The organism is Haloarcula salina (assembly GCF_010119195.1).
In the GTDB taxonomy this organism is placed as follows: domain Archaea; phylum Halobacteriota; class Halobacteria; order Halobacteriales; family Haloarculaceae; genus Haloarcula; species Haloarcula salina.
Genome location: NZ_WRXL01000005.1, coordinates 316,133 through 342,961 on the forward strand (window position 1 = coordinate 316,133; position 26,829 = coordinate 342,961).

General features: G+C 58.7%; 28 protein-coding genes. 9 read left to right on the top strand and 19 right to left on the bottom strand.

Annotated elements, in window-relative coordinates; genetic code table 11:
- Position 1 precedes the first annotated feature (1 nt).
- From GM656_RS14855 to GM656_RS14870, 4 genes are read right to left on the bottom strand one after another with little or no spacing between them, the layout of a single operon-like run.
- Positions 2-769 carry a Phenylacetic acid catabolic protein gene (locus GM656_RS14855; RefSeq protein ID WP_162414461.1) on the bottom strand — a complete coding sequence of 256 codons (768 nt, stop codon included), beginning with the start codon at positions 767-769 and terminating at the stop codon, positions 2-4.
- The gene (locus GM656_RS14860; RefSeq protein WP_162414462.1) at positions 766-978 is read right to left on the bottom strand and encodes a phenylacetic acid degradation PaaB family protein; all 213 of its coding nucleotides are present in this window, start codon (positions 976-978) and stop codon (positions 766-768) included. Before GM656_RS14860 ends, GM656_RS14855 begins: the two co-directional genes overlap by 4 nt.
- A complete protein-coding gene (locus tag GM656_RS14865; protein ID WP_162414463.1) occupies positions 975-1,361 on the bottom strand; it encodes a metal-sulfur cluster assembly factor in 387 nt (128 codons plus the stop codon). The genes GM656_RS14860 and GM656_RS14865 overlap by 4 nt, the downstream gene beginning before the upstream one ends.
- Before the next feature lie 9 nt (positions 1,362-1,370).
- Positions 1,371-2,249 carry a Phenylacetic acid catabolic protein gene (locus GM656_RS14870; protein WP_162414528.1) on the bottom strand — a complete coding sequence of 293 codons (879 nt, stop codon included), beginning with the start codon at positions 2,247-2,249 and terminating at the stop codon, positions 1,371-1,373.
- A gap of 175 nt (positions 2,250-2,424) precedes the next feature.
- Here GM656_RS14870 and GM656_RS14875 point away from each other — a divergent pair, with 175 nt between their 5' ends.
- The gene (locus GM656_RS14875) at positions 2,425-2,904 is read left to right on the top strand and encodes a GNAT family N-acetyltransferase (protein WP_162414464.1); all 480 of its coding nucleotides are present in this window, start codon (positions 2,425-2,427) and stop codon (positions 2,902-2,904) included.
- 2 nt (positions 2,905-2,906) lie between these two features.
- Positions 2,907-3,191, top strand: coding sequence for a 2Fe-2S iron-sulfur cluster-binding protein (locus tag GM656_RS14880; protein ID WP_162414465.1), 285 nt, complete (start codon positions 2,907-2,909; stop codon positions 3,189-3,191).
- Positions 3,192-3,752: 561 nt separating this feature from the next.
- On the opposite strand, the gene GM656_RS14885 is transcribed toward GM656_RS14880, so the two are convergent.
- From GM656_RS14885 to GM656_RS14910, 6 genes are all read right to left on the bottom strand, one after another.
- Positions 3,753-5,390, bottom strand: a complete 1,638-nt coding sequence (locus tag GM656_RS14885) for an acyl-CoA synthetase (protein WP_162414466.1) — start codon at positions 5,388-5,390, stop codon at positions 3,753-3,755.
- Positions 5,391-5,473: 83 nt separating this feature from the next.
- A complete protein-coding gene (locus tag GM656_RS14890) occupies positions 5,474-6,250 on the bottom strand; it encodes a CoA-transferase subunit beta (protein ID WP_162414467.1) in 777 nt (258 codons plus the stop codon).
- Positions 6,240-7,136, bottom strand: a complete 897-nt coding sequence (locus tag GM656_RS14895) for a CoA transferase subunit A (RefSeq protein WP_162414468.1) — start codon at positions 7,134-7,136, stop codon at positions 6,240-6,242. The genes GM656_RS14890 and GM656_RS14895 overlap by 11 nt, the downstream gene beginning before the upstream one ends.
- Positions 7,137-7,180: 44 nt before the next feature.
- Positions 7,181-8,263 (bottom strand): branched-chain amino acid ABC transporter permease, encoded by a 1,083-nt coding sequence (locus GM656_RS14900; protein ID WP_162414469.1) that lies wholly within the window; start codon positions 8,261-8,263, stop codon positions 7,181-7,183.
- Positions 8,264-9,136 carry a branched-chain amino acid ABC transporter permease gene (locus tag GM656_RS14905; protein WP_162414470.1) on the bottom strand — a complete coding sequence of 291 codons (873 nt, stop codon included), beginning with the start codon at positions 9,134-9,136 and terminating at the stop codon, positions 8,264-8,266.
- A gap of 1 nt (position 9,137) precedes the next feature.
- Positions 9,138-10,373 (bottom strand): ABC transporter substrate-binding protein, encoded by a 1,236-nt coding sequence (locus tag GM656_RS14910; protein WP_241692790.1) that lies wholly within the window; start codon positions 10,371-10,373, stop codon positions 9,138-9,140.
- A 114-nt stretch (positions 10,374-10,487) separates the two neighbouring features.
- On the opposite strand from GM656_RS14910, the gene GM656_RS14915 reads away from it, so the two are divergent.
- The 3 genes from GM656_RS14915 to GM656_RS14925 are packed head-to-tail and all read left to right on the top strand — an operon-like array spanning position 10,488 to position 12,798.
- Positions 10,488-11,246 (top strand): ABC transporter ATP-binding protein, encoded by a 759-nt coding sequence (locus tag GM656_RS14915; protein WP_162414471.1) that lies wholly within the window; start codon positions 10,488-10,490, stop codon positions 11,244-11,246.
- Positions 11,243-11,971 (top strand): ABC transporter ATP-binding protein, encoded by a 729-nt coding sequence (locus GM656_RS14920; RefSeq protein ID WP_162414472.1) that lies wholly within the window; start codon positions 11,243-11,245, stop codon positions 11,969-11,971. The genes GM656_RS14915 and GM656_RS14920 overlap by 4 nt, the downstream gene beginning before the upstream one ends.
- Positions 11,968-12,798: an enoyl-CoA hydratase/isomerase family protein gene (locus tag GM656_RS14925; protein ID WP_174242989.1), complete on the top strand. Its 831-nt coding sequence runs from the start codon at positions 11,968-11,970 to the stop codon at positions 12,796-12,798. The genes GM656_RS14920 and GM656_RS14925 overlap by 4 nt, the downstream gene beginning before the upstream one ends.
- A gap of 13 nt (positions 12,799-12,811) precedes the next feature.
- Here GM656_RS14925 and GM656_RS14930 read toward each other — a convergent pair whose 3' ends face one another.
- The gene (locus GM656_RS14930) at positions 12,812-14,173 is read right to left on the bottom strand and encodes a methyl-accepting chemotaxis protein (protein ID WP_162414473.1); all 1,362 of its coding nucleotides are present in this window, start codon (positions 14,171-14,173) and stop codon (positions 12,812-12,814) included.
- A gap of 162 nt (positions 14,174-14,335) precedes the next feature.
- On the opposite strand from GM656_RS14930, the gene GM656_RS14935 reads away from it, so the two are divergent.
- Positions 14,336-14,950: a GNAT family N-acetyltransferase gene (locus GM656_RS14935; protein ID WP_162414474.1), complete on the top strand. Its 615-nt coding sequence runs from the start codon at positions 14,336-14,338 to the stop codon at positions 14,948-14,950.
- Between the two features lie 72 nt (positions 14,951-15,022).
- Here GM656_RS14935 and GM656_RS14940 read toward each other — a convergent pair whose 3' ends face one another.
- The 4 genes from GM656_RS14940 to GM656_RS14955 form a co-directional block, all read right to left on the bottom strand.
- The gene (locus GM656_RS14940) at positions 15,023-15,679 is read right to left on the bottom strand and encodes a trimeric intracellular cation channel family protein (protein WP_162414475.1); all 657 of its coding nucleotides are present in this window, start codon (positions 15,677-15,679) and stop codon (positions 15,023-15,025) included.
- Between the two features lie 351 nt (positions 15,680-16,030).
- Positions 16,031-17,554, bottom strand: a complete 1,524-nt coding sequence (locus GM656_RS14945; protein ID WP_162414476.1) for an aldehyde dehydrogenase family protein — start codon at positions 17,552-17,554, stop codon at positions 16,031-16,033.
- A gap of 458 nt (positions 17,555-18,012) precedes the next feature.
- A complete protein-coding gene (locus GM656_RS14950) occupies positions 18,013-18,564 on the bottom strand; it encodes a helix-turn-helix domain-containing protein (RefSeq protein WP_162414477.1) in 552 nt (183 codons plus the stop codon).
- 179 nt (positions 18,565-18,743) lie between these two features.
- Complete coding sequence (locus GM656_RS14955) at positions 18,744-20,267, bottom strand: aldehyde dehydrogenase family protein (protein ID WP_162414478.1); 1,524 nt, start codon at positions 20,265-20,267, stop codon at positions 18,744-18,746.
- A gap of 146 nt (positions 20,268-20,413) precedes the next feature.
- Here GM656_RS14955 and GM656_RS14960 point away from each other — a divergent pair, with 146 nt between their 5' ends.
- Positions 20,414-21,475 (top strand): zinc-dependent alcohol dehydrogenase family protein, encoded by a 1,062-nt coding sequence (locus GM656_RS14960; RefSeq protein WP_162414479.1) that lies wholly within the window; start codon positions 20,414-20,416, stop codon positions 21,473-21,475.
- Positions 21,476-21,848: 373 nt separating this feature from the next.
- Here the strand turns inward: GM656_RS14960 and GM656_RS14965 are convergent, their stop codons facing one another.
- Entirely contained in the window at positions 21,849-22,208 is a 360-nt protein-coding gene (locus tag GM656_RS14965; RefSeq protein ID WP_162414480.1) for a group I truncated hemoglobin, read from the bottom strand.
- Between the two features lie 348 nt (positions 22,209-22,556).
- The gene (locus GM656_RS19630; RefSeq protein ID WP_367397972.1) at positions 22,557-22,745 is read right to left on the bottom strand and encodes a hypothetical protein; all 189 of its coding nucleotides are present in this window, start codon (positions 22,743-22,745) and stop codon (positions 22,557-22,559) included.
- Between the two features lie 160 nt (positions 22,746-22,905).
- On the opposite strand from GM656_RS19630, the gene GM656_RS14970 reads away from it, so the two are divergent.
- Positions 22,906-23,124 (top strand): hypothetical protein, encoded by a 219-nt coding sequence (locus GM656_RS14970; RefSeq protein ID WP_162414481.1) that lies wholly within the window; start codon positions 22,906-22,908, stop codon positions 23,122-23,124.
- Positions 23,125-23,247: 123 nt separating this feature from the next.
- Here GM656_RS14970 and GM656_RS14975 read toward each other — a convergent pair whose 3' ends face one another.
- Both GM656_RS14975 and GM656_RS14980 read right to left on the bottom strand, forming a co-directional pair.
- Positions 23,248-23,973 (bottom strand): helix-turn-helix domain-containing protein, encoded by a 726-nt coding sequence (locus GM656_RS14975; protein ID WP_162414482.1) that lies wholly within the window; start codon positions 23,971-23,973, stop codon positions 23,248-23,250.
- Between the two features lie 79 nt (positions 23,974-24,052).
- Positions 24,053-25,192 (bottom strand): acyl-CoA dehydrogenase family protein, encoded by a 1,140-nt coding sequence (locus tag GM656_RS14980; RefSeq protein WP_162414483.1) that lies wholly within the window; start codon positions 25,190-25,192, stop codon positions 24,053-24,055.
- Positions 25,193-25,543: 351 nt separating this feature from the next.
- On the opposite strand from GM656_RS14980, the gene GM656_RS14985 reads away from it, so the two are divergent.
- The gene (locus GM656_RS14985) at positions 25,544-26,281 is read left to right on the top strand and encodes a hypothetical protein (protein WP_162414484.1); all 738 of its coding nucleotides are present in this window, start codon (positions 25,544-25,546) and stop codon (positions 26,279-26,281) included.
- Positions 26,282-26,829: the final 548 nt, after the last annotated feature.

A 26,829-nucleotide genomic window follows, 5' to 3' on the forward strand; every position in this document is an offset into this window, starting at 1 on the left:
CTCAGGCTCTCGCGTACTCCGCGTTCTTGACCCCGCCTAACGCGTCGACGACGTCCGGGTCGACGTGACCGTCGCCGATTCTGCGGCGCGTTTCGTTCCACGACGCCTCGTCCGGTGCGTCCCAGTCGACCGCGGAGGGGTCGACGTCGGTCTCTTCGAAGAGGGTCTCGTAGTGCCGTTTGAACCCTTCTCGGACGTCCGCCGCCGATCGGTCCGTGAAGCCGGACTGGACGAGCGGGTCGGTGTCCGCGTCGAACGTCGCAGGGCCAATCAGCGCGAGTGCCGCGGCGGCTGCCGCTGCGAACGCCTCCTCCACAGCCTCCGGGTTCTCCTCGGCCTGGTGACTGAGGCGCGCATCGAGGTGTTCCAGGTGGAAGTACTCGTCCTGGCCGATGCGCTGTCCGAGGCCGTCGAAGTCCTCGTGGGCGATGGAGTCGATGAGATACCACGCCGCGCGCTCGGTCACGCCCGCCACGGTCACGAACTCCGTCCACGTGTCGGACGTGTCGTCGAGGCACGCGGCGTTGCTGAACTCCTCTGGGTCGCGGTCGCCCTGTAGCCACTCGGGGTCGCGGCCGCTGTCAGAGAGCTTCTCGAAGAGCTGTCGGACGTGGCCGATCTCGTCCTGTGCGGCGCTCGCCCCCGCGATGTCGTCTTCGAGTGCCGGCCCCGAAAGCATCCACTCGGAGTACCGGTGGGAGAGGATGAGTTTGGTGTCGGCGATCGCCTGTACGTACTCGATTGCGTCGTCGTTCCAGTCGTCAGTCATTGTTCTCCCACCATCGGTGATTCCGCCATCTGTGCGCCCGTCACCTCGATCAGTTCGTCGCGGGGAACCGCGACCATTCGGTCCCAGTCCTCCTCGTCGAAGGTGGTCCTCGCGTAGGTCTTGACCAGTCTGTCGTCCGGTGCGTCCACGTTACCGACGTGGATCAGTTCGTCACCCGCTCTGATTCGTGCGAATACTTCGTATTTCATAGTGCAATTCCCGATTCTTGCAGTTTCTCGCGTGCTTCGGCGTCTAACATGTCTTTCGACCAGACGGGGTCCCAGACCACGTTGATCTCGACGTCATCGATGCAGCTCATCGTCCGGAGACAGCCCCGGATGTCGTCGTGAATGAACTCGTAGGCGGGACAGCCCATACAGGGGAACGACAGATCGATGTTGGCGACGCTGTCCTCGACGGTGACGTCGTATATCATCGCCATCTCGACCAGGCTCAGCGGAATGTGGGGATCTGGAATCTCGTCCAGATTCGCCCAGACCGCCCGCTCTAAGTCCGTTTCCGTCCCGTCGGGTCCGATGTCGAACGGCCCGAATCCCATCTCGTCGATTTCCGATTTCGAACTCTTGCTCATGGTCTCGCGCTATTGTGGCATCACGTCGACTTTGCCGGACTGAATCATGTTGACGTACTTTTCGTTGGCCGGTCCGCGCGCACGCCAGCGGTCGATGACGTCGTCCCACGAGATCGGCTCGTCGAAGCGCCACTCCTTGTTCTCCTCGTCGAACGCGACGGGGAATTCGTAGTCGATGACGTACTCGTCGGCGTCTTCGTCGTAGTGTGCGGGGAACTCGATGTCGATCTCCGTGAGGAACGGAATCGTCCGATCCATCCAGTCCTGTCGGAGTTCGTCGTTGGACTTCCCTTTGATACGGTAGTCGAGCTGGTCGTCGTGGCGCTTCTTGTCGTCGGGGAGCCCGAACCACTCCAACGCGATGGGGAACATCCAGTCGACGGCCTCCTGGACCTTCTCCTTGGTCGATTCGTTCTTGTTGGCGAGGCGGCGCATCCACGTCTCGCCGTGGCGAAGGTGGAACTGCTCCTCTTTGGACACCTTCGTCAGTGCGCGTTTCCAGGGCGCGTACGAGGTGTTCTCGTGAATGTCGCCGAGGAGGGTGATCCCGGCTCGGTCGAACAGTCCGTGTGCACAGACGAGTTCGGCGAAGTTGTCGATGTGCTGATCGAACCCGTACGTGTTGCGGAACTCGTTGGGTTCGCGGTTGAAGATGAGGTCCTCGCGGTCCTCACCCAGGTCCTCGAGCAGTCGGTAGGCGATGTGACCGTGGCCCAGCTCGTCCTGAATGACGCTCACACAGGACGCGCGGGCGTCCAGGCTCGGAGCGTTCAGCGACTGCTCGTAGTACGCCGGTGCGCTCATGAGCTCGGTGTCGGCCGACACCATGAGAATCTGCTTCAGCGCCTTCTTGTACCCCTCCGTCATCTCGTCGACCGACTCGACCATCTTCCCGTTCTGTAGCTGCTGTTTGAACTCCTCTTCGGAGACCGGAGCTGGTTCTGCGGACATTTTCAGTACATTCGAATGTTCGCCTCATAGGTGATAAATGTTTCCCAAAGATCGAGATATATCGAGATTCGATGGGAACGCTTTTTTATCAGAAGAGGTAGTATGGCAACTCATGGCAGCTCAAGTAAGACCGGCGAACCGGGAAGACGGGTCGGAACTCATCGAACTCTGGCACGGCTTCACCGACCACCTCTCGCAGTACGACGACCGATACGAACACAAAGACGAGGCCAACGAGCGGTGGCTGCAGTACTTCGAGAATCAACTGCTCGACTCGAAGTACGGTACGGTGTTCGTCGCTGAGGCGGACGACGATCTCGTCGGTGTCCTCGAGGTACGCGTCGTCGGCGACCACCCGATCTTCCGGCTCAAAGATCACGGGTACATCAACGGACACTACGTGAAAGACGGGTATCGGGACACGGGCATCGGCAAGCAGTTACTCGACGCTGCGGCGGAGTGGCTTCGCGACCACCCGCGAGGGATCGACTTCTGTCGCGTCGACGTGATCCACGGTGACGAGAACGCGGTCTCGGTGTACGAAGACCTCGACTTCGAACCGATAGAGCACGTCTACGAGTACGAGCTATAACGATGGCCAACACACATACCGTCGAGTTCGTGGACATCGACCGGTCGATCGAGGTCGCCGAGACGCAGACCATCCTCGAAGCCGCCGACGAGGCGGGGCTCGATCTCCCGTACCAGTGTCGAATGGGTGTCTGTGGCGTCTGCAGCGCGCTCCGACTCGAAGAGGGCGAGGTGCAGCAGACGGAAGCGATGTTCCTCTCCGGCAGCGAGAAAGACGAGGGCTACGTACTCACGTGCGTGGCGAAGCCTCGTTCCGACCTGAAACTCAGAGCGAACGAAGGGCCGTAGGTTCTGGATTGTCGTTTTCGTGCAATAGACCGCGCGTCTACCCGGAACCCCGCTGTTTCGCGATGGTGTATACAGTAAACGTATACAGATTCTCGGTGTGATAGCGGGTCCGCGATACGCGAAATAACAGATGTACGAAAGTTATTATGGCTCCAGATGACAAATCTATAACGATTAATTTTATAATATTGTGCCGAAACTCCCGCCGAAGCCAGACGATTGTAAATAATACGTGTACGTCTGTTATTCCTGTTATTCGCGTGTCTCTCGATCGGTCGACCATCGATACGGAACGATCCCGGTTTCGGTAACAGGCGTACGGTCGTTATTCCATTCTCGAAACTAGACGATTTATCATCGTATACGATACTGTATTCAGCTACTGTATATGCCAGTATACAACTGTACAGCGGTTCTATCTAGGATACCCGTGACACGCGCTCCCATGACCACTGGCAGCAGTGCTACGGAACGAACGGGAGAACGAGAGGAGGAACGGTTCTATCGAGCCAGGTTCGCGGATAATGCAACAGCGTGTCTGAGAGAGCGAGTGTGGCAGCGTCAGACCGTCTGTTCGCGGTCTCGGAGCTTCGTCCGCTGAATCTTGCCCGTCTCCGTCCGGGGAAGCTCGTCGAGGAACTGGATCGCGCGCGGGTACTTGTAGGGAGCGAGCGTGTTCTTGACGTAATTTTGTAGTTCGGAGACGAGTGATTCGCTGGCTTCGTACTCCTCGTGGAGTACGATATAGGCCTTGACGATCTCACCGCGTTCCTCGTCCGGAGCACCGATGACGGCGACTTCCTGGACCGCCTCTCGTTCTTCCAGAACCATCTCGACCTCCGGTCCGGGGATGTTGTATCCGCTGGAGATGATGAGGTCGTCCTCCCGAGACTGGTACTCGAAGCGGCCGTCCTCTCGCTGGACGAAGATGTCGCCGGGGAAGCTCCAGCCGTCTCGGACGGCGTCTTTCTGCTTCTCCGGCCGGTTCCAGTAGGTGATGCCGGTCGGACCGCGGACGGCGAGCTGGCCGGACCGGCCCCGCTCCAGTTCGTCGCCCGTTTCGGGATCGACGATCTTCGCCTCGTAGCCCGGAACCGGGAATCCAGTCGCTTCGGGGTCAATCTCGTCGGTGTGGCGGTGCGAGATGAAGATGTGGAGCATCTCGGTCGTCCCGATTCCGTCGAGGATGTCGATGCCGTACTTCTCACCGATTTCGTCGAAGGTGTGTGGCGCGAGCGGCTCGCCGGCGCTCAGACCGAGCCGGAGCGAACTCACGTCGTATTCCTCGTGGCCGTCGGGGAACTTCGAGAGGATCTGGTTGTAGGCCGTCGGGACCGAACAGAAGACGGTGACGCCGTGGTCTTCGACGGCTTCGAGGAGCGTCTGGGGCGTCGCATCCTGGACGAGACTGGTCGTCGCGCCGAACCGGAGCGGGAACGTGACGAGGTCGCCGTAGCCGTACGCGAAGGGGAGCGGCGGGTTACCGCCGAACACGTCGTCTTCCGTCGGTTCGAGACAGTAGTTCGCGTAGCCGTCGGCCGTCGCGAGGATGTCGGAGTGAGAGTGAACTGCTCCCTTCGGGCGACCCGTCGTGCCGCTGGTGTACAGCATCAGCCCGAGATCGGTCGCCTCGGTGTCGTGGGCCGCCAGTTCGTCGCTGGCGTCGTCGATGAGCCGCTGATAGCTCGGGCGGTCGTGGTCGACACCGACGTCGTCCACGACGACGACCTCTTCGACACAGTCGACGGCGTCGACCGCGTCTTCGAGTTCGTCGAGCAGGTCGTCGTAGACGACGGCGAGCTTGATTTTGGCGTCGTCGAGGATGTGTGTCAGTTCTTTCGCCCGCAGCAGCTTCATCGAGGGCTGGGGAATCGCTCCGATCTTCTGGACGGCGAGACAGGAGACGATGGCTTCTGGGCGGTTCGGGAACCGAACCAGCACGCGGTCGCCCGGTTCCACGCCGAGGTCTTTGAGCGCGTTCCCGAAGCGATCGACCCGATCCTTGAGATCGCGGTACGTGAGTTCCCGATCACGGAACCGGATCGCCACGTTGTCACCGCGGCCGTTCTCGACGTGCGTATCGACGAGTTCCTCTGCCACGTTGACGTTGGACGGGTAATCGGTCTCGGGAAGCGCATGGAGAGGTTCCGGGCTGTTCGCCGCGTCTGGCAGATATGACTCAGGCAGGTTCTCTTGCATGTCTCGATTTAATAATGAAGAACATCATATTTGTTAGTTTCGGTAATTAAGACCCGTCGTTCCACGGGCTGATCAGCGGTTCCTTAGCGCGTCCAGAACCCGTTCGGGTCGAACTCACGGATCAGTTCCAGCACGTCCACCGAAGGGGGCTCCGTCCGTCCGATCGGGTCGTCGGTCACCTCCGCCGCCGTCTTGAGGTCCCACGGAAAGTCGTCGGCGATCTCCGCGAGGTTCACGCCGGGGTGGAGCGATTTAACGTAGAGTTCCCCGTCGTGGTCGAACCCGAAGGTGGCCTTCGTCGTGACGAGCGTCTCGGGCCCGCCGCCTGCGACAGATTCCCTCGCTCGCCAGTCGCCCCCAGCTCCGTGACCGGGGCTCGTGTTGTACGTGACGCGTTCCACGAACCGCCGCGGTTCGTGTGCCATCAGGACGACCGTTCGCTGGGAGAGACAGGCGATATCGCAGGCCCCGCCGCTCCCGGGGAGGCGGATCTCGCGGGACCTCGACGTGACCCGGGTCGTGTTCAAATTCCCGTACCGATCGATCTCAGCGCCACCGAGGAAGCCGACGTCGATCTCCCCGCGCTGGAGTCTCGACATGATGTCTATCATGCTCGTCGTCGACAGCGCCCGGTCGAGGTTCGGGAGATCACACATTGTATGCAGGAAGTCACTTGCTGGATCGTCGCGCACGACGCCACTTTCGAAAACCGAGATGGCGTCCGGCGCGTGGGTACTCACGGCGACCTGGAACGCGATGAGCGGCAGCCGCATCCCGACGAACGCCACGTCGCCGTCATCGATTTCGCGGGCCGCAGCAGCTACCATCAGTTCTCTATCGGTGTAGGACTCAGCGTCCATACTCCACCTCCGCGGCCACAGTCGGCTCGGACACGTGCAGGTCACGATCGATCTTCTCCATGTAGGCCTCCCGGTCCGGGACGCCGCGGACCCACTCGTTCAGCCAGGCGATGGTTCCCAGTTCGTCGTTCGTCTCGTCGGCGTAGTCGAGGTAGAACTCGTTGTCGCGATTGTAGCGGCCGGCGAGCGGTGCGGGATGCGCCCCGAAGGGAACTTCGGCGACCGCGGTCACCGAGTCCCGCGTGATCGCGGTTCGGCTGGGATCGCTTTTGATCACGTCCGGTTCGACGATTTCCTCGGCGACGATGAGGGTGTCGTCGGCGGCGTCGACAGCCTCGAAGGCGACTCCGGAGTTCCCCCAGAAGTGCGCGTCGCCGTACGGCGAGGCCCGCTGGACGTGCACGACGGTCCAGTCCGGACGGATCGCTGGGACGAGCGCGAGTCGGTCGCCGGAGTAGGGGTCTTCGGCCTCGCGGAAGCGGTCGTTCTCTTCGAAAATATCGCTCCCGAGCAGCGACCGCGTCGGGAGGTACGGGACCCCCATCGCGCCCGCCTTCAGCGATAGCGCGATACTGAAGTTCGAGTGGTTCTCGACGGAGAGGCCACCGTCCTCGACGGCCCGCCTGAAGTTGTAGCCGGTCCCGGAACTGACGTTGCCGACCCACGCGGCGCGAACGCGATCGACGAGATCGGCCGCGACCAACTGGTCGAACAGGAGATCGCTGATCGGGCCGATGAGCGTCAGTTCGTCCGTCTCCTGCCGAATTAGTTCGTGGCCGGCAGCGAACGGGATCGCGTGCTCCAGTGCGAGCCCCATCGCGACGGCGCTCCCGGGTTCGATACGACCGACTGCCGCTGAAAGGTCTGTCACCTTCGACTGTGGCATACTTCGACGAACTCCGGCGGCGACCAAAAATGAACGGGTTCGGGCTACGAGAAGACCTTCTCTCGGTACGTCGCCAGCGCGGAGCGGGCCTTCGACAGGAGGACTCGCGGGTCGGGATTCGACCGGACGGTGCGGAAGATGCCCGCGAGTCCACGCGGCGCGAAGATGACGATGACGATGTAGACGATACCCAGGTAGATTTCCCAGTTGCCGATGGCGGAGAGCGAGTCCTCGAGGAAGACGACGAGGAACGCTCCCGCGATCGGTCCCCAGAGGGTTCCCATGCCGCCCAGTAACGTCATGACGATCAGTTCGCCGCTGGTCGTCCAGTGCAGCATCGCCGTGGTGGCGGTGCTGTTGAACGGGACCCAGAGGCCGCCGGCGAGGCCGGCCATACCTCCGCTGATGGTGAACGCGACGATCTTGTAGCGGTCGACGTCGTAGCCGATGAAGGCGACTCGGTCCTCGTTCTCGCGGATCGCCTGCATCACGCGACCGAACGGGGAGTTCGCGAGTCGGGTGACGAGCGCGAGCATCCCCCCGAGCATCGCGAGCGAGAGGTAGTAGTACGCCATCAGCGACCCGGTGTCGACGCCGAACAGCGTCAGCGCCGTGATGCCGACAAGCCCGTTGTCGCCGTTGGTCACCGCCTCGAGACCGAGCAGCATCGCGGGAATGTCGTTGAACACGACCGTGTAGAACAGCTGTGCGAACGCCAACGTGAGCATGGCGAAATAGATGCCCCGCGCCGAGACGCTCAGCCAGCCGATGAGGGCCGCGACGGCCGCACCGACGAGTACCGCCATCGGGAGCACGACGAGGGCACTCGTGGTGGCGTTCTGGATCAACAGCGCGGTGGCGTACCCGCCCGCGCCGAACATCGCCGCGTGACCGAACGAGAGCAGGCCGGCGTATCCGAACACGAAGTCGAGACTGAGCGCGAACAACGCGAAGATGAACATGTGCGTCGCGAGGTCCATCCAGAACGGGTGGACCGCCTGTGCGAACGGGGCGAACAGCACCGCGACGACACCGGCGACGAACAGCCCGACCCGGACGCGCCCGCTGAGTACGTCGGTCTGCTGACGCGCGGAGAAGTGCCGGCCCACGATGTCCTTGACGCTCATCTACGCCCCCTCCGGAGTACCGAACAGGCCTGCCGGCTTCACCAGGAGCACGGCCGCCATCAGCAGGTACAGGAGCGCGTCGGTGAACTGCGGGGCGAACGTCGGTCCGAACGCGTTGAGCATGCCCACGACGAACGCGCCGACGACGGCCCCGCGATAGCTCCCGAGGCCGCCGATGACGACGATGGCGAACGCCTGGATGATGATGCTCGCGGCCATCCCCGGGTCGACCGCTCTGGACGTTCCGAGGAGGACGCCCGCGAGCCCGGCCAGAATCGACCCCAGCACGAAGACGGCGGTGAAGACGCGCTTGACGTCCGTTCCGAGCGCGTCCACCATCTCCGAATCGTGTGCGCTCGCTCGCATGACGATGCCGAAGTCGCTCCGGCGCATCGCCACCCACAGCGCCGCCGTGACGGCGATGCTCACGCCGAGCAGGAACAGGCGAAAGAGCGGGTACGAGAACAGCACGAGGTCGACGGACCCTTCGAGGAGCGACGGCGTCGCGATGTTCTGGACCTGGCCGCCCCATATTTCGGTCACCAGCCCGTGGAGCATTATCGCGAACCCGAACGTCAACAGGATGTGATAAAGGGGGTTTCGGCCGTACAGCGGTCGGATCGAGAGGTACTCGATCAGGCCGCCCAGCAGCCCGACCAGGAGGGGCGCGACCAGTAGCGCGGCCCACCAGTTCCCCGTGACCGTGACGACCGTGAGGCCGAAGTACGCGCCGAGCATGTACAGCGAGCCGTGTGCGAAGTTGATGACGTCCATCATCCCGAAGATGAGTGTCAGGCCCACGGTCACGAGCACGAGCGTCATTCCCATCTCGACGCCGAGTAGTGCTGTCTTCGCGATCCCTTCGATGGCCATGTTACAGATTGCACCCCCACGTCGGTCCCTCCACTTGCGTCAGGGTCTCGACAACTTCGTTCTGGACGCCGCCGTCCGCCTCGACGACCTGCCTGATGTCCATGTCCATGACCGGGTCGTGCGTCGAGGACTTGAACTTGAAGTAGCCGCGCGGGCTATCCAGTTCCGCGCCGGCGAGGCTGGAGACCATCGGATCGGTCTCGGTGCCGCCGGCCTCGGTGACCGCTAACTCCGCCGCGAGCGCGGAGTCGTAGCCCTGACACGCGTAGACGTTCGGCGTCGTGTCGTACTGGCTCGAATACGCGTCGACGAACGCCTGGTTCCGGTCGGTCTGCTTGGTGGGCGTGTAGTGCAGCAACGAGTACATGCCGAGCGCCGCCGTCCCCTGTGCCTGGAGCGTGTCGGCCGACAACAGGAACCCGCTCCCGGTCTGGGTCATCTTCTCGTTGAGACCGAAGGAACTGAACTGCTTGATGTAGTTCACCGCGTCGCTCCCTGCGAAGAAGGAGAAGACGGCATCCGCGCCGCTGTTCTCGATCTCCTGGAGGAACGATGAGTAGTCGGACGTGCCAAGCGGCGCGCCGATCTCGTCGACGACGGACCCGCCGACCTTCTCGAACTCCTCCCGGAAGAGGTTCTTCGATTGCTGCCCGAAGGTGTAGTTCGCGTACGAGAGCACCACGTTGTCGGCGATGTTGTCGTTGATGTACGACGCGAGCGGCGCGCTCGTCTGCCACGTGTTGAACGAGGTCCGGAAGTGATACTTCGTGCAGTTGTCCTGTACGAGCTTGAAATTACCCGCGTTGGCGTTGAGCCAGATCGCGCTTCCAGAGCTGGCGATTTCGGGCTTCATCGCACCGGCGACCGCGCTCGAGACCGGCCCGACGATGAAATCGACGTTCTCCGACTGCAGGAACTCCTGGGTGATCGAGGCACCTGTCGCCGGGTCGGCACCGGTGTCTTTGCGGACGTACTCGACCGTCCGACCGTCGATTTCGCCATCCAACTGCTCGTCGAGCCTGAGCTTGACGCCGTTAACGATGCTCTCGCCCAGGAACGAGTACGTTCCCGAGAACGGTAGGACGAAGCCGATTTTGACGGAATCCGAACCGCTACTCCCGGCGCTGCCGAAACAGCCGGCGAGTGAGGCTGCTACCGTCGCTCCACTTCCCGCGAGGAACTTTCGGCGGCTAAACTGGACGCTACGCTTCTCGTCGGACATGCGCTCCGATGGCATACGGATGCGAACGGATACCCTGTTGATATAGGTTTCGGTAATTCTACCAAATTGTTGATTCAAAACTCGGCCAACAGAGGTAAGTTTTTATAGTGGTAGACCACTCTCCAAGGTATGGCAACGCCTCTCTTGGCGTTGGATAGCGTCACGAAAGAGTTCGGCAGCATCCGGGCCGTCGACGAGGTCACCCTCGACATCCCGGAGAGCGAGGTAACCGCCGTAATCGGCCCGAACGGGGCCGGCAAGACGACGCTGTTCAATCTGATCACCGGCAGATACGAATTGACAGACGGGCAGATCGAACTGCGGGGCGAACGGATCGATCAGCTCGAACCACAGGACATCGTGCAGCAGGGCCTGGCACGGTCGTTCCAGATCACGAATTTCTTTCCCGACCTGACCGCGCTGGAGAACGTGCGACTGGCGGCACAGGCACAGCGAACGGGGCTCACCCCGGGCGCGCTGCTCCAGCACTACGACGATCAGTCGGAGACGCGAGAAGCGGCGAGGGACGTTCTGAAACGCCTGGATCTCCTGGACATCGCAGAGGAACAGGCCGGCTCGCTCGCACACGGCCAGCAGCGCCACCTCGAAATCGGTATCGCGCTGGCCTGTGATCCGGACCTCCTCGTGATGGACGAACCGACCGCAGGAATGAGTCCCGACGAGACAGTCGAAACCAGAGAGCTCGTCGAGGATCTCGCGGAAGACATCACGATCGTGATTATCGAACACGACATGGACGTGGTCATGCGCGTCGCCGACCGACTCGCCGTGATAGAGAACGGGTCGCTCCTCACCGTCGGGCCACCGTCGGTCGTGCGGGAGGACGAGCGGGTCCAGCAGGCCTACCTCGGAGGTGAGACGGCGTGACGGTTCTCGATATCGACGACGTCGATACGTACTACGGGCCGAGCCACGTCTTGCACGACGTCTCGCTACGCGTCGAGCGAGACGAGATCGTCGCTCTCATCGGCCGTAACGGCGCGGGCAAGACCACGACGCTCCGGAGCATCATGGGCGTGACACCGCCGAAAGACGGCGCGATCCGCCTCCACGGTGACGACGTACACGGACTCTCGCCGAACGAGATCCGTCGGCGCGGCATCTCCTGGACTCCGGAGGACCGACGGGTGTTCCCGGACCTGACGGTCGCCGAGAACCTTCAGATCGCGAGCCGAGTCACGGCCGATCCCTCGAACGCCGGTCACGGAACGTCGTTTACCGTCGATGAGATCTACGACAGCTTCGAGCGACTCGACGAGCGGCGCGACCAGCGTGCCGGGACGATGAGCGGCGGCGAACAACAGATGCTGGCGATCGCCCGATCGCTCGTCGGCCCGCCGGTCGAGGTACTGGCTCTCGACGAACCCTCAGAGGGGCTCGCACCCCAGATCGTCGACGACGTTCGAGCGATGATCGAGGAGCTCAACGAACGCGGGATGACCATCCTGCTCGTCGAGCAGAACGCACACCTGGCACTCGAACTGGCCGACCGAGCCTACGTTCTCGAAACGGGCCACATCGAACTGACGGCCCCCGCCACAGAGTTACTGAACGACCAGGACGTCCTCGAAACGTATCTCGGGGTGCGATGACCGTGACAGGGACGCAGTTGGACGGGGAGACGCGCAGATATCACGAGGAGGTCTACGCAGACATCGACGCCGACCGCGGCGTGGCCTGGCTCGTGATGGAGTCGGACGACGACGGCGTGAACTCGTTCACCGCGACCAGCGTGGATGCGCTCACCGACGCCGTAACCGAGCTCCGGTCCGAAATCGACTGCCTCGTGCTGTTCGGTCAGGGGAACTTCTCCGTCGGCGCGGACCTCACCGACGTACAGGACACGCCCCAGGAGCTGCGACCCCCGAAGATCGACAACACCGCGGCGGCTTCGAACCGATTCATCCAGGCGCTTCGGTCGCTCGACGCCCCGGTCATCGCTGCTGTCGAGGGTATCGCCGCCGGTGGCGGACTCGGGTTCGCACTCGCCTGCGACATGGTCGCGATGCACGACGAGGCTCGGTTGGATACTGCCTACGCGCGCATCGGCCTCACGCCCGACAACGCCACGCCGTTCTTCCTGACGCGCGCAGTGGGACCGTACCAGGCACGGGACTTGCTGTTCGACCCACGACCGATATCGGCGACCGAAGCGGATTCTCTGGGAATCGCAGACCGCGTGTTCGACGGATCTCCGGCGGCGTTCCGCGAGGAAATAACCGAACTGGCGGGACGCCTTGCCGCCGGACCGACGGACGTCTACGGGAAGATCAAGACCCTGGTCGATAGCGCGTTTCACTCACAGCTCGACGAACACCTCGAACTGGAGCGGGAGATGATCAGAGCGGCGAGCGAGTCGGACACGTTCGACGAGGGGCTGAACGCGTTCGTCGAGAAGCGGGATCCCGAGTGGGACTGAAACGACCGACCGCTCACACCAGATCGTCCACCGTTCGTTCGATCTCCGCGACCTGTTCGTACTGGTCGGTGGCGACTTCGTTCAGGTCGCTGATCTGCTCTTTCAGGTCTTCGAGGTTGGTGACCGTTTCGTCGATCATCGCGGCGACCTCCTCGGAACTCGCGGCGTGGTCGTCGGTCGCCTCGGCGACCTCTCGGGCGCCGTCTGCGGTTTCTGCGATGGACTCGCGGACCTGATGGAACGACTCCACGGTCTCCGACACCGCTTCGATCGCCTCGTCGATTTCCGCGGCTGTTTCGCCGAGTTCGGCCGCTGTGCGTTCGGACGTTTCCGCGATCTGGGACACCATCGACTCGATTTCCTCGGACTGCTCGTGTGACTCTTCGGCGAGGGATTTGATCTCGTCGGCGACGACGCCGAAGCTGTCACCGACTTCCTCGGCCCTCGCGGCTTCGATACTCGCGTTCAACGCGAGCATGTTCGTCTGATCGGCGATGCTCTGAATGATGTCGACGATTTCGTCCATCTCATCGGCCTGCGTCGTGAGGTCCTCCATCGTCGCGGTGACCGTGTCTGCCAGGACCTGTACGTCTTCCAGCCGACCGATGGCCTCTTCGGCCGCCTCCTCACCGGCGTCTGCGTGCTCCCGCGCTTCGTCTCCGGCCTGACTCACCTGATCGGCTGTCGCGGCGATCTCTTCGACCGTCGCCGATTGTTGGGTGACTTCGCTGGAAATCTGGTCCATCTTGGCTGTCTCGTCGGTCGCGAACGATTCGATATCGTCCGTGAATGACGAAAGCTCGTCGACAGAGGCGGAGAGCTCGGCCAGTTGGTCCTGAACTGACCCGCTCACGCGTTCCTGGAGTGATTCGAGTTCGCGCTGTCGCTCGACGTGCTTCGAAACGTCGGACGCGATCTCGAACGCACCGACGACGGTTCCGCCGGGGGCGCGGAGCGGGACGCCGTAGTTCTGGAAGACGACTTCCGTCGACGGGACCTCGCGGACCTCGTCTTCCTTGATTACCGAATTCGTCCGGGCGATCGTTTCAGCGAGCGTCTCCGCCTTGTTTTCAGTGCCGATCACGTCGTAGGCGTTCTCCCCGAGCGCGTCGGCCTGCGGGATGCGAAGCTTCTCCGCCAGCGTCTCGTTCCAGTGAGTGAGTTTCCCTTCCGCAGTCGTAACGAGCACCCCTTCGGGGAGGTCACTGACGAGTCGGTCGAAGAGTCCTTTCCAGAAATCTCGTTCGTGGCGTGCCAGTTCGGCGTCCGTCGCGTCGGACACAGAGAGATCGCTGCCGTCTCTGTACGCCTCCCAGAGTTCGGCGGATAGCTCTGCGTCTGCTCCACGCTGCTCTCCTCCATCGGCGGAATCCATTGGCACGTATAACTGCCTCCACTTGTTATTTTAATGTTGCTCCCGAAGTATCAGTTGTAATTCCGTTTGCGGAGATCACCCAGGCCACGGTCTGTGGCACAACAAAAACCCCCTACATATTCGCGCCAACCCTTAACGCCGTTCAGGAGAGACACTCCCTCTATGGCCGGATCGAAAAACGAGAAGCAGCAGAGTTGTACCGGCTGGGACAACTCCGCGTGCGAAGGAACGGAGTACTGTCCGCCGCGGTGTCCGCGATTCGTCGACAGCGAAGGAGACGCTCGAATCGCACGGCCCTTTGAGGACGGCGATTTCGAGTCCCTCGTCGAGATGTACGACACCCTCGACAGCTACAGTCGGACGCAGGGAATCCCTCCTGCAACGCGTCCACGGATCGAAACGTGGCTCTCGACGCTCGTGGAGAAGGGCCAGAACCTCGTCGTCGAAGACGGCGATCGGATTATCGGCCACACGGCGGCGGTTCCGGCAACTGCGGCGCGCCCCGAACTCGTCGTGTTTCTCCACCAGTCCGTCAGGAACCGAGGTATCGGGACGGAACTGCTCAAACACCTTATCGCGCACGCCGACGATCAGGACCACGACGGGCTGACGCTCAGCGTCTCGTCGGGGAACCATCGAGCGATCACGGTGTACCAGAACATCGGGTTCGATGTCAGTGTCCGGTCGAACCCCGACATCGAGATGGAGCTGTCGATGGACGATCCAGTTGCCGAGCAGGTCAAACTGTTTCCGGCACAGCGAGACGGTGATGAGTAACTCGGTGCAGCGTGCCGGGAATCGCAACCGGAACGACGCGGCCCATCTCGGCTGTTCACTGGCGCACCTGACTCAATTTCCTACTCGTCGCAGCGCCTGGAGTGTCGGGAGGGTCACGTCGTACGTAATTGCGACAAATCGGGTCACGACTGTCACGACCGCACACGCCACAGCGGCCATCCCTCCAGCGATTTCGAACGTCGCAACGATCCAGTAGACACTCCCACCGAGGACGGCACAGCTCGCATAGAAATCCTCGAAGAGGATGAACGGTGACCGATCGAGCAGAATGTCTGCAAACGCGCCACCACCGACGGCGTTGATCGTTCCGATAGCCACGATCCCGAGCGCTGACACCCCTGCCTCAGATGCGACGATCGCCCCAGTCGTCGTGAAGGCCGCGAGGCCTATCGCATCCGCGACGAGCGTGAGTGGATGTGTCTCCGGTGCTGTGAGAATGACGCTAAGAGCGATCGCTAACGCGACACCGAGCAGGCCCAGCCCGACTTCGATCGGTGACTGCAGGGCCAATGGAATTCGAGTCACGAGGAGATCACGTGTCGCACCGCCGGCAAACGCCATTGCAAGCCCGACGATCGTGATGCCGAGGAGGTCGAACTCCTCGCGGATCGCCTTCGAAGAGCCGACGAAGGCGAACGCGATCAACCCGATAGTGTTCATCACCGCGAATGGATCGCCAAATATGACGACAAACAGCTCTCGCTCCATTTTCGTGAGTACTAGCTAAGCAGCCACTTGAATGCTCCGAGATAACGGTTGACAAGGAGTGATGATTCCGTGGGTACTGTGAGGGACCCGAGTACGGCCACCACTCTGTAATCGTGGTTGTTCATCTTATCTGTATTAGGAGATTCTCATCCTCTCCTGTCATTTGAATATTGTATGGGCCCCCTACTCTCGACCATAACTCTATATTTTGTAGCTAGCTCTAGAATCTTCTATATCGAATATCCCTGGTTATTGCAGAAACTACGAGAAATAGAGATAGAGTCCCGATTCTGTACGTCTCTTCGAGGAATCCTTGAACGAGGACCCGTGTGTCACTCTCAATGGCCATCGTTATTCGAGGTTGAAGTTGATCGTCTTCGTCTGGGTGTAGTTTTCGATCGTCTCAGCACCGATTTCGCGGCCAATACCGGACTGCTTGTAGCCGCCGAAGGGCTGGCCAGCCGGGAACTGGTTGTACGTGTTCACCCAGATATCTCCCGCTTCAATGTCGCGGGCAGTGTCGTACGCTTTCTGTAGATCTGACGTGATGACTCCGGCGGCAAGACCATAGTCCACGTCGTTCGCTTTGGTAATCATTTCATCATACGCATCCCACGTGAAGACGAGTTCGACTGGCCCGAAGATCTCTTCTTGTGCGATTCGCTCATCGTGATCAATGCCAGAGATGACCGTCGGTGTAACAAAACAGCCGTCAGAGAGCCGTTCGCCCACTGCCCTTTCACCCCCAGTCAAGATACGTACGTCGGTAGTGCTCAGAGATTTGATGTACTGTCTGGTTTTATCCACTTCAGCTGGTGAAACCTGCGGACCCACATCTGTCTCCTCGTCCAACGGATCTCCGATTTCCAGTTGCTCGACGGCAGTTACAAATTCATCGATGAATTCGTCTTCGATGTCCTCGTGGACGAACAACCGCGTGCCTGCACAACAACACTCTCCTCCGTTAAAGAACATCGCCTGAATCGAGATGTCGACTGCCTTTTCGACGTCGGCATCGGAATGGACGATGACAGGACTTTTCCCACCAAGCTCGAGTGTGACGTCTGTAATCGTAGTTGCAGCGTTTTTCATCACGCCATAACCCACCTCTGTCGACCCTGTGAACGCGATCTTCGGGACGTCACTGTGACTGACTAATGGGCCACCCGCTTCGGGACCATAACCAGTGACGACGTTCACGACGCCGTCCGGCAGGACGTCGTCGATCTCGCGCATCAGTTCGAGAATCGATAGCGGCGTTTCCTCGGCCGGTTTCAACACGACGGCGTTACCTGCTGCGAGTGCGGGTGCGAGCTTCCATGCGGCCATTAGCAGCGGGAAGTTCCACGGGATGATCTGCCCGACGACCCCGTAGGGCTCCTGCAGAGTTTCTATGTGGCTGCTCCGGTTGCTCGGAACCGTTTTCCCCCCACTAACGCGGGCCACCCCTGCGAAATATCGGAAGTGATCGATGACGAGGTCAATATCGTTGCGGGCTTCAGTAATCGGTTTCCCGTTGTCGAGGGTCTCGATCCGCGCGAAGTCCTCCGAGCGGGCCTCAACGCGATCAGCGATCTCCGTGAGCACCGCCTGGCGGTCAGCAGCCGAGTACGTCGACCAGTCCTCGTCGTAGGCGTCCCACGCAGCCTCCACAGCCCGGTCGATGTCGACAGCCGTCCCAGCCTGCACGAGGGCCAGGACATCGCCCGTCGTAGGGTTACAGGTACTGAGTGTCTGTTCGGACAAACTTTCCTGCCATTTGCCATCAATGTACAGTTTCAGTTGTTCCGCTGGGAAGAGCTCTTCAGCGATGCGACTGTGTCGCTGTCTGATCTCTTGTTTCCGTTTTTCTGAGGGGGTGATATCGGGGGACATGGATTCTGATATGCAGAAATCCACCTAATTGATGATAAACATTATGCAAGGGTCAGTAGAGCTATACATGCACGACTGCTAGCGGTGCGGTCATTTTGACGGAGCTTCGCACAATTCAGTCGGTTATCCATCGATAATGCTCCCGTTTTGGCCCAGACGAATCTACTCGGGTTCGCGAGCTATCCACGAACTGTTCCAAGCGTGACATTCACGAAAAAGGCAGCAAGATAATCTCGTAAGAGGAGACCTCGAAGTACACTATTCGTGTATTGCTACTCGATAGTTCCTGGCGCGATCGAGGCTGCCAACAACGGAAATATCAGTGGAAAACGGTGACGGCGTGGTCCATGCAAAGACTTGGACGTACAGAACAGGGAACGTCTGCAAACCATGCCTTGGACCGGTTCACGGGAGTATCCGTGCCACTGTTGCTTCGGCATTGACATCGTGGATATCGTCTATTCGAGATACTGCTCTCCCTCTTCAGTCTGTTTTAGAATGTCATCGAAGATACCGGCATCAGTGTTAAATTTATGAACTGATGGCAGCGCAGTTTTGTCGAACTGTGCGATGAGATCGCCGTGCTTCTTGAAGAACTGGTGTTTCCACTGTTCGCTCTCTTCGCTAGAAAGAAACTGCGTAATGAACTGCCATTGGTGATAGTCGTCAGCGTTAAAGAACATCACGACGTGTGAATCGTTGACGATGTCCGTGTAGCACTCCTCCCACCGTTCTTCAAAGCTAGGATAGTGAAACGCGATACGGAAGAGGTGGTATTCAAAGAGGTCTTTGTTCGGGTCGATAGCTTCCTGAAACAGTCCTTTCGATTTGATCTCACGCAGAATGTCGTTGACGCGGTTGTGCGAGAGGGATATATCGTACTCTTCTTCCAGAATATCTCGAATTTCCCGTACTGAAGCTGTCGGATACTTAATTCTAACTTTCAAAATAGCAACGTCTCGGGGAGAGATATCGACCTCGACACTGGTGTCGTCGTCAGCAGGGTACATGTAGTTACCAACAGTAGCACACTCGTTTTTATATGCCTTTTCACAATTTCTCTCAGATCGGACTCCCAGCATTATTTTATCACACTCTCCGATTGTGGAACCGGTGATCACACGGATGAGAGAAAGGGGGACAGACACAGCGGAAAGGCACCACGACAAGGGAGAGTGTCCGTTCGGTTTTATTCGAGATTGAAGTTGATCGTCTTCGTCTGAGTGTAGTGTTCGAGTGCTTCGGCCGCAGTCTCACGACCGATACCGGATTGCTTGTAGCCGCCAAAAGGCTGGCCAGCCGGGAACTGGTTGTACGTGTTCACCCAAATGTTCCCTGCTTCGATGTCGCGAGCGGTCTTCTGGGCCTGCTTGATATCTGGGGTGATGACGCCAGCGGCAAGACCGTAATCGACGTCGTTCGCTCGCTCGATCATCTCATCGTAGTCGGACCACTCGAAGACGGTTTCGACCGGGCCAAAGATCTCTTCTTGAACAGCCCGGTTTTCGTGGTCGATGTCAGTGATGATCGTCGGTTCGACGAAACACCCGTCACCGAGCGCATCGCTGTCCGGGGCTCCTCCACCTGTCAGAATGTCGGCGCCGGACCCCTCCGCTGCTTTGATGTATTCGAGGGTACGCTCGACCTGTTCTTTGGTGACTTTCGGTCCGAGCGTCGTCTCTTCGTTGAGCGGATCGCCGACGGTGAGGTTCTCTACCTCGTCGATGAACGCGTCGGTGAACTCCTCACGAATGTCCTCGTGGACGAAGATTCGCGTACCCGCACAACAACACTCGCCCGTGTTATGGAACATCCCAATGCGTGCGACTTCAGCAGCGGTTTCGACATCGGCGTCCGGATAGATGACGACCGGACTCTTTCCACCGAGTTCGAGCGTGATGTCCGTGATCGAGTCGGCGGCGTTCTTCATTACGCCACGGCCCACTTCTGTCGATCCGGTGAAAGCGAGCTTCCGGATGTCTTCGTGCCGTGACAACGGCTCGCCCGCTTCGCTACCGTAGCCAGTGACGACGTTCACGACGCCGTCCGGCAGGACGTCGTCGATCTCGCGCATCAGTTCGAGAATCGATAGCGGCGTTTCCTCGGCCGGTTTCAACACGACGGCGTTCCCCGCCGCCAGAGCTGGCGCGAGTTTCCAAGCAGCCATTAACAGCGGGAAGTTCCACGGGATGATCTGCCCGACGACCCCGTAAGGTTCGCGTAGTGTCTCGATATGTTGGTCGGCACCGCTCGGGATCGTCCGGCCCTCTTCGACGCGACAGGCACCCGCGAAGTAGCGGAAGTGGTCGATGACGAGATCAATGTCGATCCGGGCCTCAGTGACTGGTTTCCCGTTGTCGAGGGTCTCGATCCGCGCGAAGTCCTCCGAGCGGGCCTCAACGCGACCAGCGATCTCCGTGAGCACCGCCTGGCGGTCAGCAGCCGAGTACGTCGACCAGTCCTCGTCGTAGGCGTCCCACGCAGCCTCCACAGCCCGGTCGATGTCGGCAGCCGTCCCTGCCTGGACCTCGGCGAGAATGTCTCCGGTCGTGGGGTCACGCGTGGTTAGTGTTTCGCCCCCGCTGCTGTCCACCCACTTGCCCCCGATGTACAGTTGGCCGGGCTCGGTCGGAACCAGTTCCTTAGCAGCCTTTTCATGTCTCTGTTCGATGGCGGTCTTCGACTCGGTTGTCTGCTGCGGATCAGTTGACATTGCGATATTAGGTATCATACACCACGTATTAATACTTCGCATCCTAACATTATTCTCCACATCTTTGAGCGTAGTTGGGATTACAACATAATCTAAAACGCCCGAACAGTAGTTATATATAATGTCACGATAAATGATGATATGCAATGCGAGCAGTAATGCTAGAAGAGTTCCAGGAACCCCTGGAAGTCCAAGACGTTGAGCGTCCCGAGCCGGAATCACACGGTGTTGTCGCCAAAGTCGACGGATGTGGCGTCTGTCGAAGCGATTGGCACTGTTGGCAAGGTGACTGGGAGTGGTTCGGTTACAGACCAGATCCGCCGCACATCCTCGGTCACGAGCCGTGTGGCACAGTCGTCAAAGTTGGCGAAGATGTCGAAACAGTCTCCGAAGGAGAACACATCGCGATTCCGTTTAACTTCGCGTGTGGAAAGTGTGAACTCTGTCGGAACGGACACGAAAACATCTGTGAGAATCACATCGGACTCGGCTTCATGAACGAGGCCCCGGGTGCCTTCGCAGAAGAAGTTCACATACCTAATGCAGACATCAACGCAGTCCCGCTTCCGGACGAAATCGATCCGGACACGGCTGCTGGAATCGGCTGCCGGTTCATGACGTCGTATCACGGAATGGCCCATCGTGGGGACGTGGGTCGCGGCGAAGACGTCGTCGTCCATGGACTCGGTGGCATTGGCCTGTCAGCGGTCCACATTGCGAACGCGCTCGGTGCGAATGTCATTGGTGTGGATCTCTTCGACGAGAAACTCGAGAAGGCCGAGAATCTGGGAGCGATCACGACAGTCAACGCCGCCGAAGTGGATGACCCGGCGAAGGAAGTCCGCGATCTAACGGATGGCGGTGCAGACTGTTCAGTCGACGCCCTCGGGATTGCGACCACCTGTCGGAACGCGGTTGACTCTCTCGGCAAGGGTGGTCGCCACGTACAGATCGGGCTGACGACATCTGAGGAGGAAGGTGAAGTCTCACTCCCGACCGACGAGTTCGTCGCGAAAGAAATCGATTTCCGAGGCTCACTCGGCCTGCAGCCGTCCCGCTACCCCGAAATGCTCGATATGATCAAAACGGGGAAGATCAATCCCAAGGAACTCGTCTCGGAAACCATTTCCCTCGACGAGGTGCCAGACACCCTCGCTGCAATGAGTGACTACGACACCATGGGCATCCCCGTTTGTAGTGAGTTCTAATTCACGCCAGACGTAGCTGAATCACATCAGATGTACTACCCCCTCCGTCGCATATCTTTGCCCTTCGTTCTGAAGGACACGTTTTCGGTCTCCATCTCTTCTGTGGATAGATCAAGAGGCTATGGTAACAATTGAAACGATATACACACCGATTGCACTGCTGTCGTGCGATCGGGTGTGCATTGACGTTCAATGGCTACTATAGCTGTAACGTGGACAGACGAAACATGTGGGTGCGGACAGAGCTGAGCGACAGTGTTCGGTGAGACCGCTTCGGTTCTCGCGCTCGTGGAGGTGGATTCGGTCAGCGTTCGGCGACCTGTACCACCAACGGACCGCTCGAAAGCGGCCCTCGCCTCCGTTCGCGGAGCGACTACTGATCGAGGACCGGCGCTTTCAGTTCCGCGACCCGTGCGAGGATCTGTTCGATGTTCGCCTCCGAGACGCCGTTGTCCCGCAGTGCCGTTTCGAGGTGCTCGGCGACTGCCCGGAAGTCTCCCTCGTCGAGGTCGAGGTGGGCGTGGGCTTCACGCATGTCTTCACCTCCGTAGTCGACGGGCCCGCCAGTGACTGAACTAATGAACTGGATCTGGTGTGCGCGCAGTTCGGCCATATCCTGGTCCGCGAAATAGTGGTTGATTCGCTCGTCTCCGAGGACCGCGTCGTAGAAGTCAGACACGACCGCTTCGACGGCGTCACGACCGCCGATCTGATCGTAGAGTTGCTCCTGCATTGTTGCGACCGAGCGGTTCCCACGGGAGAGAGGAAAAGGCAGTGTCGAACATCTTCGTCTGAATTATGCCAACATGACACGTCCGGGCGGCCGGACGGTACCCGTCCGTAACTACCGAATGATCCGTTGGGTGGACTGGATATGTACTACTTGTAATATCGACTGGCACGCTACCTCTGGGATCTGTCACGACGATCGCTGCAGCGGGTTATTGTCCCTGGGGAGCGCCGAGCCAGCCAGATTTGGCCTCGTACTGACAGATGGCTTTCGGTTTATCGATGCTGCAGACGTATCGGCGGTGACGATTCGCAGTCATCGTGACCGACTCACTGCGTTCCTTGCAACGGCTTAGTTATCAGTGCTGGATTCTCTAAGTTCTGTTGTCCCCTCCATTCTCGCTTCATTCTTTCCCCGGTAATAGAGCCAAAAGAGGACCAAGAGCGTCAGAGGAAAGAACACGATCGCGATGATAGCGAGTGGAGGAAAGAGAAGAAAGAGGGCGAACGCCTTCCACGAAACAATAGTATCGCGAGCCATATGAAACAATTAGTCTACTAAAATAACTCTGTTGTGTTCCACGGACCGAGAATGACTGTTACGCAAGTCTCCTGTAGTGGGCAGGTACCAAGTACGATTTGCGCTCTGGAAGTCGATTCACAGGGCAAAGCTTATACTGAAAAATCTGACAATTTTCGACATGGCTATCTTCCCGCTCAAACAGCAGGAACTCTGGATACTCCGAGTCCTCTTCGTGAGCTGTGTTCTCGTTGGGATCGGTGAAAGTGCGCTTGCCGGAGACACGATACTGGGACTCGTAGTCAGAGGCGGGGTACTGGGAGGGATGTCTTTCGTCCCGTTAGCAGTCCTCTATTTCGTCTACCTGTTCGGCAAACGCCGCTCGGTGCAACACGCATAACCGATGTGCGTGCTCTGCGATCGCAACTAACGGCTGATTCAGCGGGAATAGTGTCGAATCAGTGGGATAGATACCTCCCGCTGAAACAGGTGTTGGAAAGGCGTGTGAACTTTCGAAAGACACCTATTCGAGTCGCGTCAGGCCGCCTCTCCCTAACAAGACCGCCTCTACTTTGTGAAGGTGTTCGTGGAGCGTCGATGTGGTGCTCCCCAATTCGTCCGCCAATTCGCCGGCCGTCGTTTCCTTCGGGTACTCGTAGTATCCCTGCTCTCGGGCGAGCTGGAATACCTCCAACTGGCGCTTTGTGAACTGATCCGCCGGAAGTGTGGTCGGCGCAGTCCCACGGCTCTGGTGCTTCATACTCCGCACAGTAATCTCCGCGCCCATCTCCTCACGAACTTCGTCAAGCTTGACTCGGACTGTTTCCCGGTCGTGGTTCGTTACGAGACTCCAATACTCCCTCCCGCCTCGAATGTCGACCGGTCCTGTACACACGAACCCACGAGAGGTGAGTGGCTGGCCAATCTGCGTTCGCCCATCGTGAACGACAAGGAGCTCTCGCGTCGCATTTCCCGGCTTTGGAATCGAGACCTGTCGGAAGCCAGATGCCATCTGGGAGACGGAGTGAACGTTCTCAGACGCACGAATGGCTTCGATACCCTCCGTAACCGATTCGTGATCGTCCGCGTAAACCGTGAAAAGCGTCGCAACTTCGCTGCCAGTCATATAGATTCCATAGCCGAGAATTCCGACATCGAACCGCTCCGTAATCTCGATTTCCCAGCAATCAGGGTACCAGAGGTCAATATATACCTGAACCGCTTCGTCAGACTGCTCGGGAGACGCCATCGTATCTGATCGTAATTGGATATTTCCCACTGCCCGATAACGGTTCTGTGGACGAAGGAACGGCCACTGTTCGACTGCATTAGTCGTCGTGTTGCTCGAAGACGGCCTCAGCGAGCGTGTTCTTGTGGCCTTCGTTCGGGCCACCGGCAACCGTGAGTAGTTTCGCGTCACGCAGATACCGTTCCACGTCGTGTTCCGTCGTGTAGCCGATACCGCCGTGGAGTTGCATCGCCTCGTTAGCGTTGTCCACGGCGGCCTGCGTCGCAGAAATTTTCGCCATACTGAACTCGCGTGTCCCGTCGTATCCGCGGTCTGCACGGTCGGCTGCCCGGAGGGTAAGTAGCCGTGCCGTATCGACTCGTTCGGCCATCTCGCCGACCTCCCATCTCACTCCTTGGAAGTCGCTGATGTGCTGGTCGTACTGCTCACGACTGCTCGTGTAGGCCACCGTGTCTTCGAGGGCAGCGCGGGCGATACCGACGCCCCGAGCGGGAACATTCACACCAGTCTGTAGATCTCCGCGCTGGACGTAGCCTTCACCCTCTTCGCCGACGAGTCGAGCATCGGGAACGCGAACGTTCGAGAGGGTGACGCGGGGTGACTTCACGCTGTTCGCGCCCAGCGTCTCCCACACCGTCTCGACCTCGAAGTCGGCGGTCGGCACGAGAAACGCGCTGATGTTGTGTGGCGCGTCCTCCTCGGGACCGGTCTTCGCGTACGTGAGCACGTAATCCGCGTCGAGGAAGTTCGTCACCCACTGCTTGTGGCCGTCGAGTACCCACTCGTCCCCGTCACGTTCGGCGGTGGTCTCCATCTCCAGCTTGTTGCTCCCTGCGTCCGCCTCACTCAGTCCGAGTGCGCCGACAGTGTCGAACGATGCCATCTCGGGGAGGAACTCCTCGCGCTGACGGCCGGTTCCGAAGCGTTCGACGACCTCCGCAACCCCCAGATGGAGTCCGATGGTGCTCGCGACGGACATGAGCCCAACCGATAGCTCTTCGATCATCAACGCGAGTTCCACGAGGCCTTCACCTCGGCCCCCGTACTCTTCTGGAAGCGTCACGCCCGTCAAACGACGTTCGCTGAGTTCGTCGAAGACGTCGCTCGGATATTCCTCCTCTCGGTCAAGATCTCTGGCCTGCGGTTCGATCTCAGTCTCTGTGAATTCTCGAACTGCATCGCGCAGCGCCCGTTGATCCTCGGTCAAGTCGAACCTCATGTCTCATGGGTGCGCCCCCGGCCGAGTAAAAATTTGAACCTGCTATAGCAGGGGAACTCTCTGGGGTGATCGTGAGTGAGAACGCCAACAGCGAGTATTTGGAGTTAGAGTGTCGTAGGTACGTTCTCAGTTGTGAGGGATCGGTGTGAAGTTTCCGGCGAGGGTGGGCAGGGCCCTAACACTGATCTATAGTAGCCATTGAACGTCAGTGCACACCCGATCGCACGAAGGCAGTGCGATCGGTGTGTACATCGTTTCAATTGTTACTATAGTTCTAACGGTCGAAGCCGATGCTGTACAGCGATTCACCAGAGCCATTGGTATTACTATCTAAGAGTCACACACTGATTTATGGAAAAAGGTCTCTTCTATGGTTTTCTTGCGATTGTCGTTGTTATTGTGGGTGCAACAGGAATTCTTCTTGGAGTAGAGATTTCGTCAAACCAACCGCACCTTCGTGAAGCACCGTCTCCGCCACCCGCAATTAACGATTCATCTGCTCCCAGGTACGCTGAAAAAATTGAAAAAACGAAATTACACAACCGTATATTGAATAATACATCACCTGATCGAATCGAGATTGGTTGTAATAGCCGTTCAGTAGTCAGTACATCAGAAAATCAGTATGTTTTCGTTCAGTGTGCCGCAACAACATACGACGACGGTTCAGTCTCCGATGGCGTTCCCCGTACGGTGCTGTATCGAATCAGCCCGGCGGGGTACACCCGTGCGGAACAACGAGGCACGCAGGCTGAATCAGTGCAATCCGATACTACGTCATTGCGAGAATTCCAGCCAGTTCCACTTTTGATTTACAATTTCGGAGAGAGGAATTCCAAGTTCGACATCATCGTCACGGTAGTGAATTCTTCTACCGGTATAGCAGGAACGGAATATACAGAGTCCGTTGAGTCTGAGAGTGGATTGTTCCTCGATACAGTTTTTAAAAGTCCGGGGAAGTATCGAGTCAAAGCAAGGACTGCGGAGTCTGTCACAACTGATACGTGGACTCTCGATAACGACCGTCAACGACTGATGATTTTAGCTGGGCCAAATGGACTCCAAATTGAAGCAACAAGAGTACCTTGAGCAATTGTAACTAACGGCAGAGTCATCGGAAATAGTGTCGAATTAATCGGATTTCAACAAAGCCAATTTGGTAATTCTCTCCGTGGTGGATAGCAGCCTGATCAATATAGTAGTTAAGATATTGTCATATCATTTAATCTCGCTTTAAATTCGCATTTTTATTCCTGATCAATATTAGACTCTACGATGATCATTCTTCTGGAGAGAGAATAAATATTTCTTTTACGACAGTAATCAATTCGTATACTATAGTAATCACAAAAGACTGTTTTATTGAGGCTCTGTTTCCAACATTGATACCTATATCGGGATTATTTCTCTGACTTTGGGTTTTTCTACAGTATTTGATTTAGTTGATGAACTATTCCTCTGTGGTCGAGGTTCCGGGGCAACACAGCCAGCGGCTGTTACTAAATTGAATGGTACTATCTGAGGAATTTTTCTGCGCGACCGTATCTTCGTATCTAGACCAGAATATGATATCGTCATTTTTCACCGAATACACTCATATACAGGGAATCAACAACTCATCATCATATATTCTTGGT

Excerpts from the sequence above, each read along its gene's own strand:
- GM656_RS14985 (WP_162414484.1), top strand. The coding sequence starts at position 25,544 with ATGGAAAAAGGTCTCTTCTATGGTTTTCTTGCGATTGTCGTTGTTATT.
- GM656_RS14880 (WP_162414465.1), top strand. The coding sequence starts at position 2,907 with ATGGCCAACACACATACCGTCGAGTTCGTGGACATCGACCGGTCGATC.
- GM656_RS14865 (WP_162414463.1), bottom strand. The coding sequence starts at position 1,361 with ATGAGCAAGAGTTCGAAATCGGAAATCGACGAGATGGGATTCGGGCCG.
- GM656_RS14950 (WP_162414477.1), bottom strand. The coding sequence starts at position 18,564 with ATGTACCCTGCTGACGACGACACCAGTGTCGAGGTCGATATCTCTCCC.
- GM656_RS14910 (WP_241692790.1), bottom strand. The coding sequence starts at position 10,373 with ATGCCATCGGAGCGCATGTCCGACGAGAAGCGTAGCGTCCAGTTTAGC.
- GM656_RS14885 (WP_162414466.1), bottom strand. The coding sequence starts at position 5,390 with ATGCAAGAGAACCTGCCTGAGTCATATCTGCCAGACGCGGCGAACAGC.
- GM656_RS14855 (WP_162414461.1), bottom strand. The coding sequence starts at position 769 with ATGACTGACGACTGGAACGACGACGCAATCGAGTACGTACAGGCGATC.
- GM656_RS14915 (WP_162414471.1), top strand. The coding sequence starts at position 10,488 with ATGGCAACGCCTCTCTTGGCGTTGGATAGCGTCACGAAAGAGTTCGGC.
- GM656_RS14905 (WP_162414470.1), bottom strand. The coding sequence starts at position 9,136 with ATGGCCATCGAAGGGATCGCGAAGACAGCACTACTCGGCGTCGAGATG.
- GM656_RS14940 (WP_162414475.1), bottom strand. The coding sequence starts at position 15,679 with ATGGAGCGAGAGCTGTTTGTCGTCATATTTGGCGATCCATTCGCGGTG.
- GM656_RS14945 (WP_162414476.1), bottom strand. The coding sequence starts at position 17,554 with ATGTCCCCCGATATCACCCCCTCAGAAAAACGGAAACAAGAGATCAGA.
- GM656_RS14870 (WP_162414528.1), bottom strand. The coding sequence starts at position 2,249 with ATGGTCGAGTCGGTCGACGAGATGACGGAGGGGTACAAGAAGGCGCTG.
- GM656_RS14980 (WP_162414483.1), bottom strand. The coding sequence starts at position 25,192 with ATGAGGTTCGACTTGACCGAGGATCAACGGGCGCTGCGCGATGCAGTT.
- GM656_RS14935 (WP_162414474.1), top strand. The coding sequence starts at position 14,336 with ATGGCCGGATCGAAAAACGAGAAGCAGCAGAGTTGTACCGGCTGGGAC.
- GM656_RS14930 (WP_162414473.1), bottom strand. The coding sequence starts at position 14,173 with ATGGATTCCGCCGATGGAGGAGAGCAGCGTGGAGCAGACGCAGAGCTA.
- GM656_RS14925 (WP_174242989.1), top strand. The coding sequence starts at position 11,968 with ATGACCGTGACAGGGACGCAGTTGGACGGGGAGACGCGCAGATATCAC.
- GM656_RS14875 (WP_162414464.1), top strand. The coding sequence starts at position 2,425 with ATGGCAGCTCAAGTAAGACCGGCGAACCGGGAAGACGGGTCGGAACTC.
- GM656_RS14890 (WP_162414467.1), bottom strand. The coding sequence starts at position 6,250 with ATGGACGCTGAGTCCTACACCGATAGAGAACTGATGGTAGCTGCTGCG.
- GM656_RS14860 (WP_162414462.1), bottom strand. The coding sequence starts at position 978 with ATGAAATACGAAGTATTCGCACGAATCAGAGCGGGTGACGAACTGATC.
- GM656_RS19630 (WP_367397972.1), bottom strand. The coding sequence starts at position 22,745 with ATGGCTCGCGATACTATTGTTTCGTGGAAGGCGTTCGCCCTCTTTCTT.
- GM656_RS14970 (WP_162414481.1), top strand. The coding sequence starts at position 22,906 with ATGGCTATCTTCCCGCTCAAACAGCAGGAACTCTGGATACTCCGAGTC.
- GM656_RS14895 (WP_162414468.1), bottom strand. The coding sequence starts at position 7,136 with ATGCCACAGTCGAAGGTGACAGACCTTTCAGCGGCAGTCGGTCGTATC.
- GM656_RS14975 (WP_162414482.1), bottom strand. The coding sequence starts at position 23,973 with ATGGCGTCTCCCGAGCAGTCTGACGAAGCGGTTCAGGTATATATTGAC.
- GM656_RS14900 (WP_162414469.1), bottom strand. The coding sequence starts at position 8,263 with ATGAGCGTCAAGGACATCGTGGGCCGGCACTTCTCCGCGCGTCAGCAG.
- GM656_RS14965 (WP_162414480.1), bottom strand. The coding sequence starts at position 22,208 with ATGCAGGAGCAACTCTACGATCAGATCGGCGGTCGTGACGCCGTCGAA.
- GM656_RS14955 (WP_162414478.1), bottom strand. The coding sequence starts at position 20,267 with ATGTCAACTGATCCGCAGCAGACAACCGAGTCGAAGACCGCCATCGAA.
- GM656_RS14960 (WP_162414479.1), top strand. The coding sequence starts at position 20,414 with ATGCGAGCAGTAATGCTAGAAGAGTTCCAGGAACCCCTGGAAGTCCAA.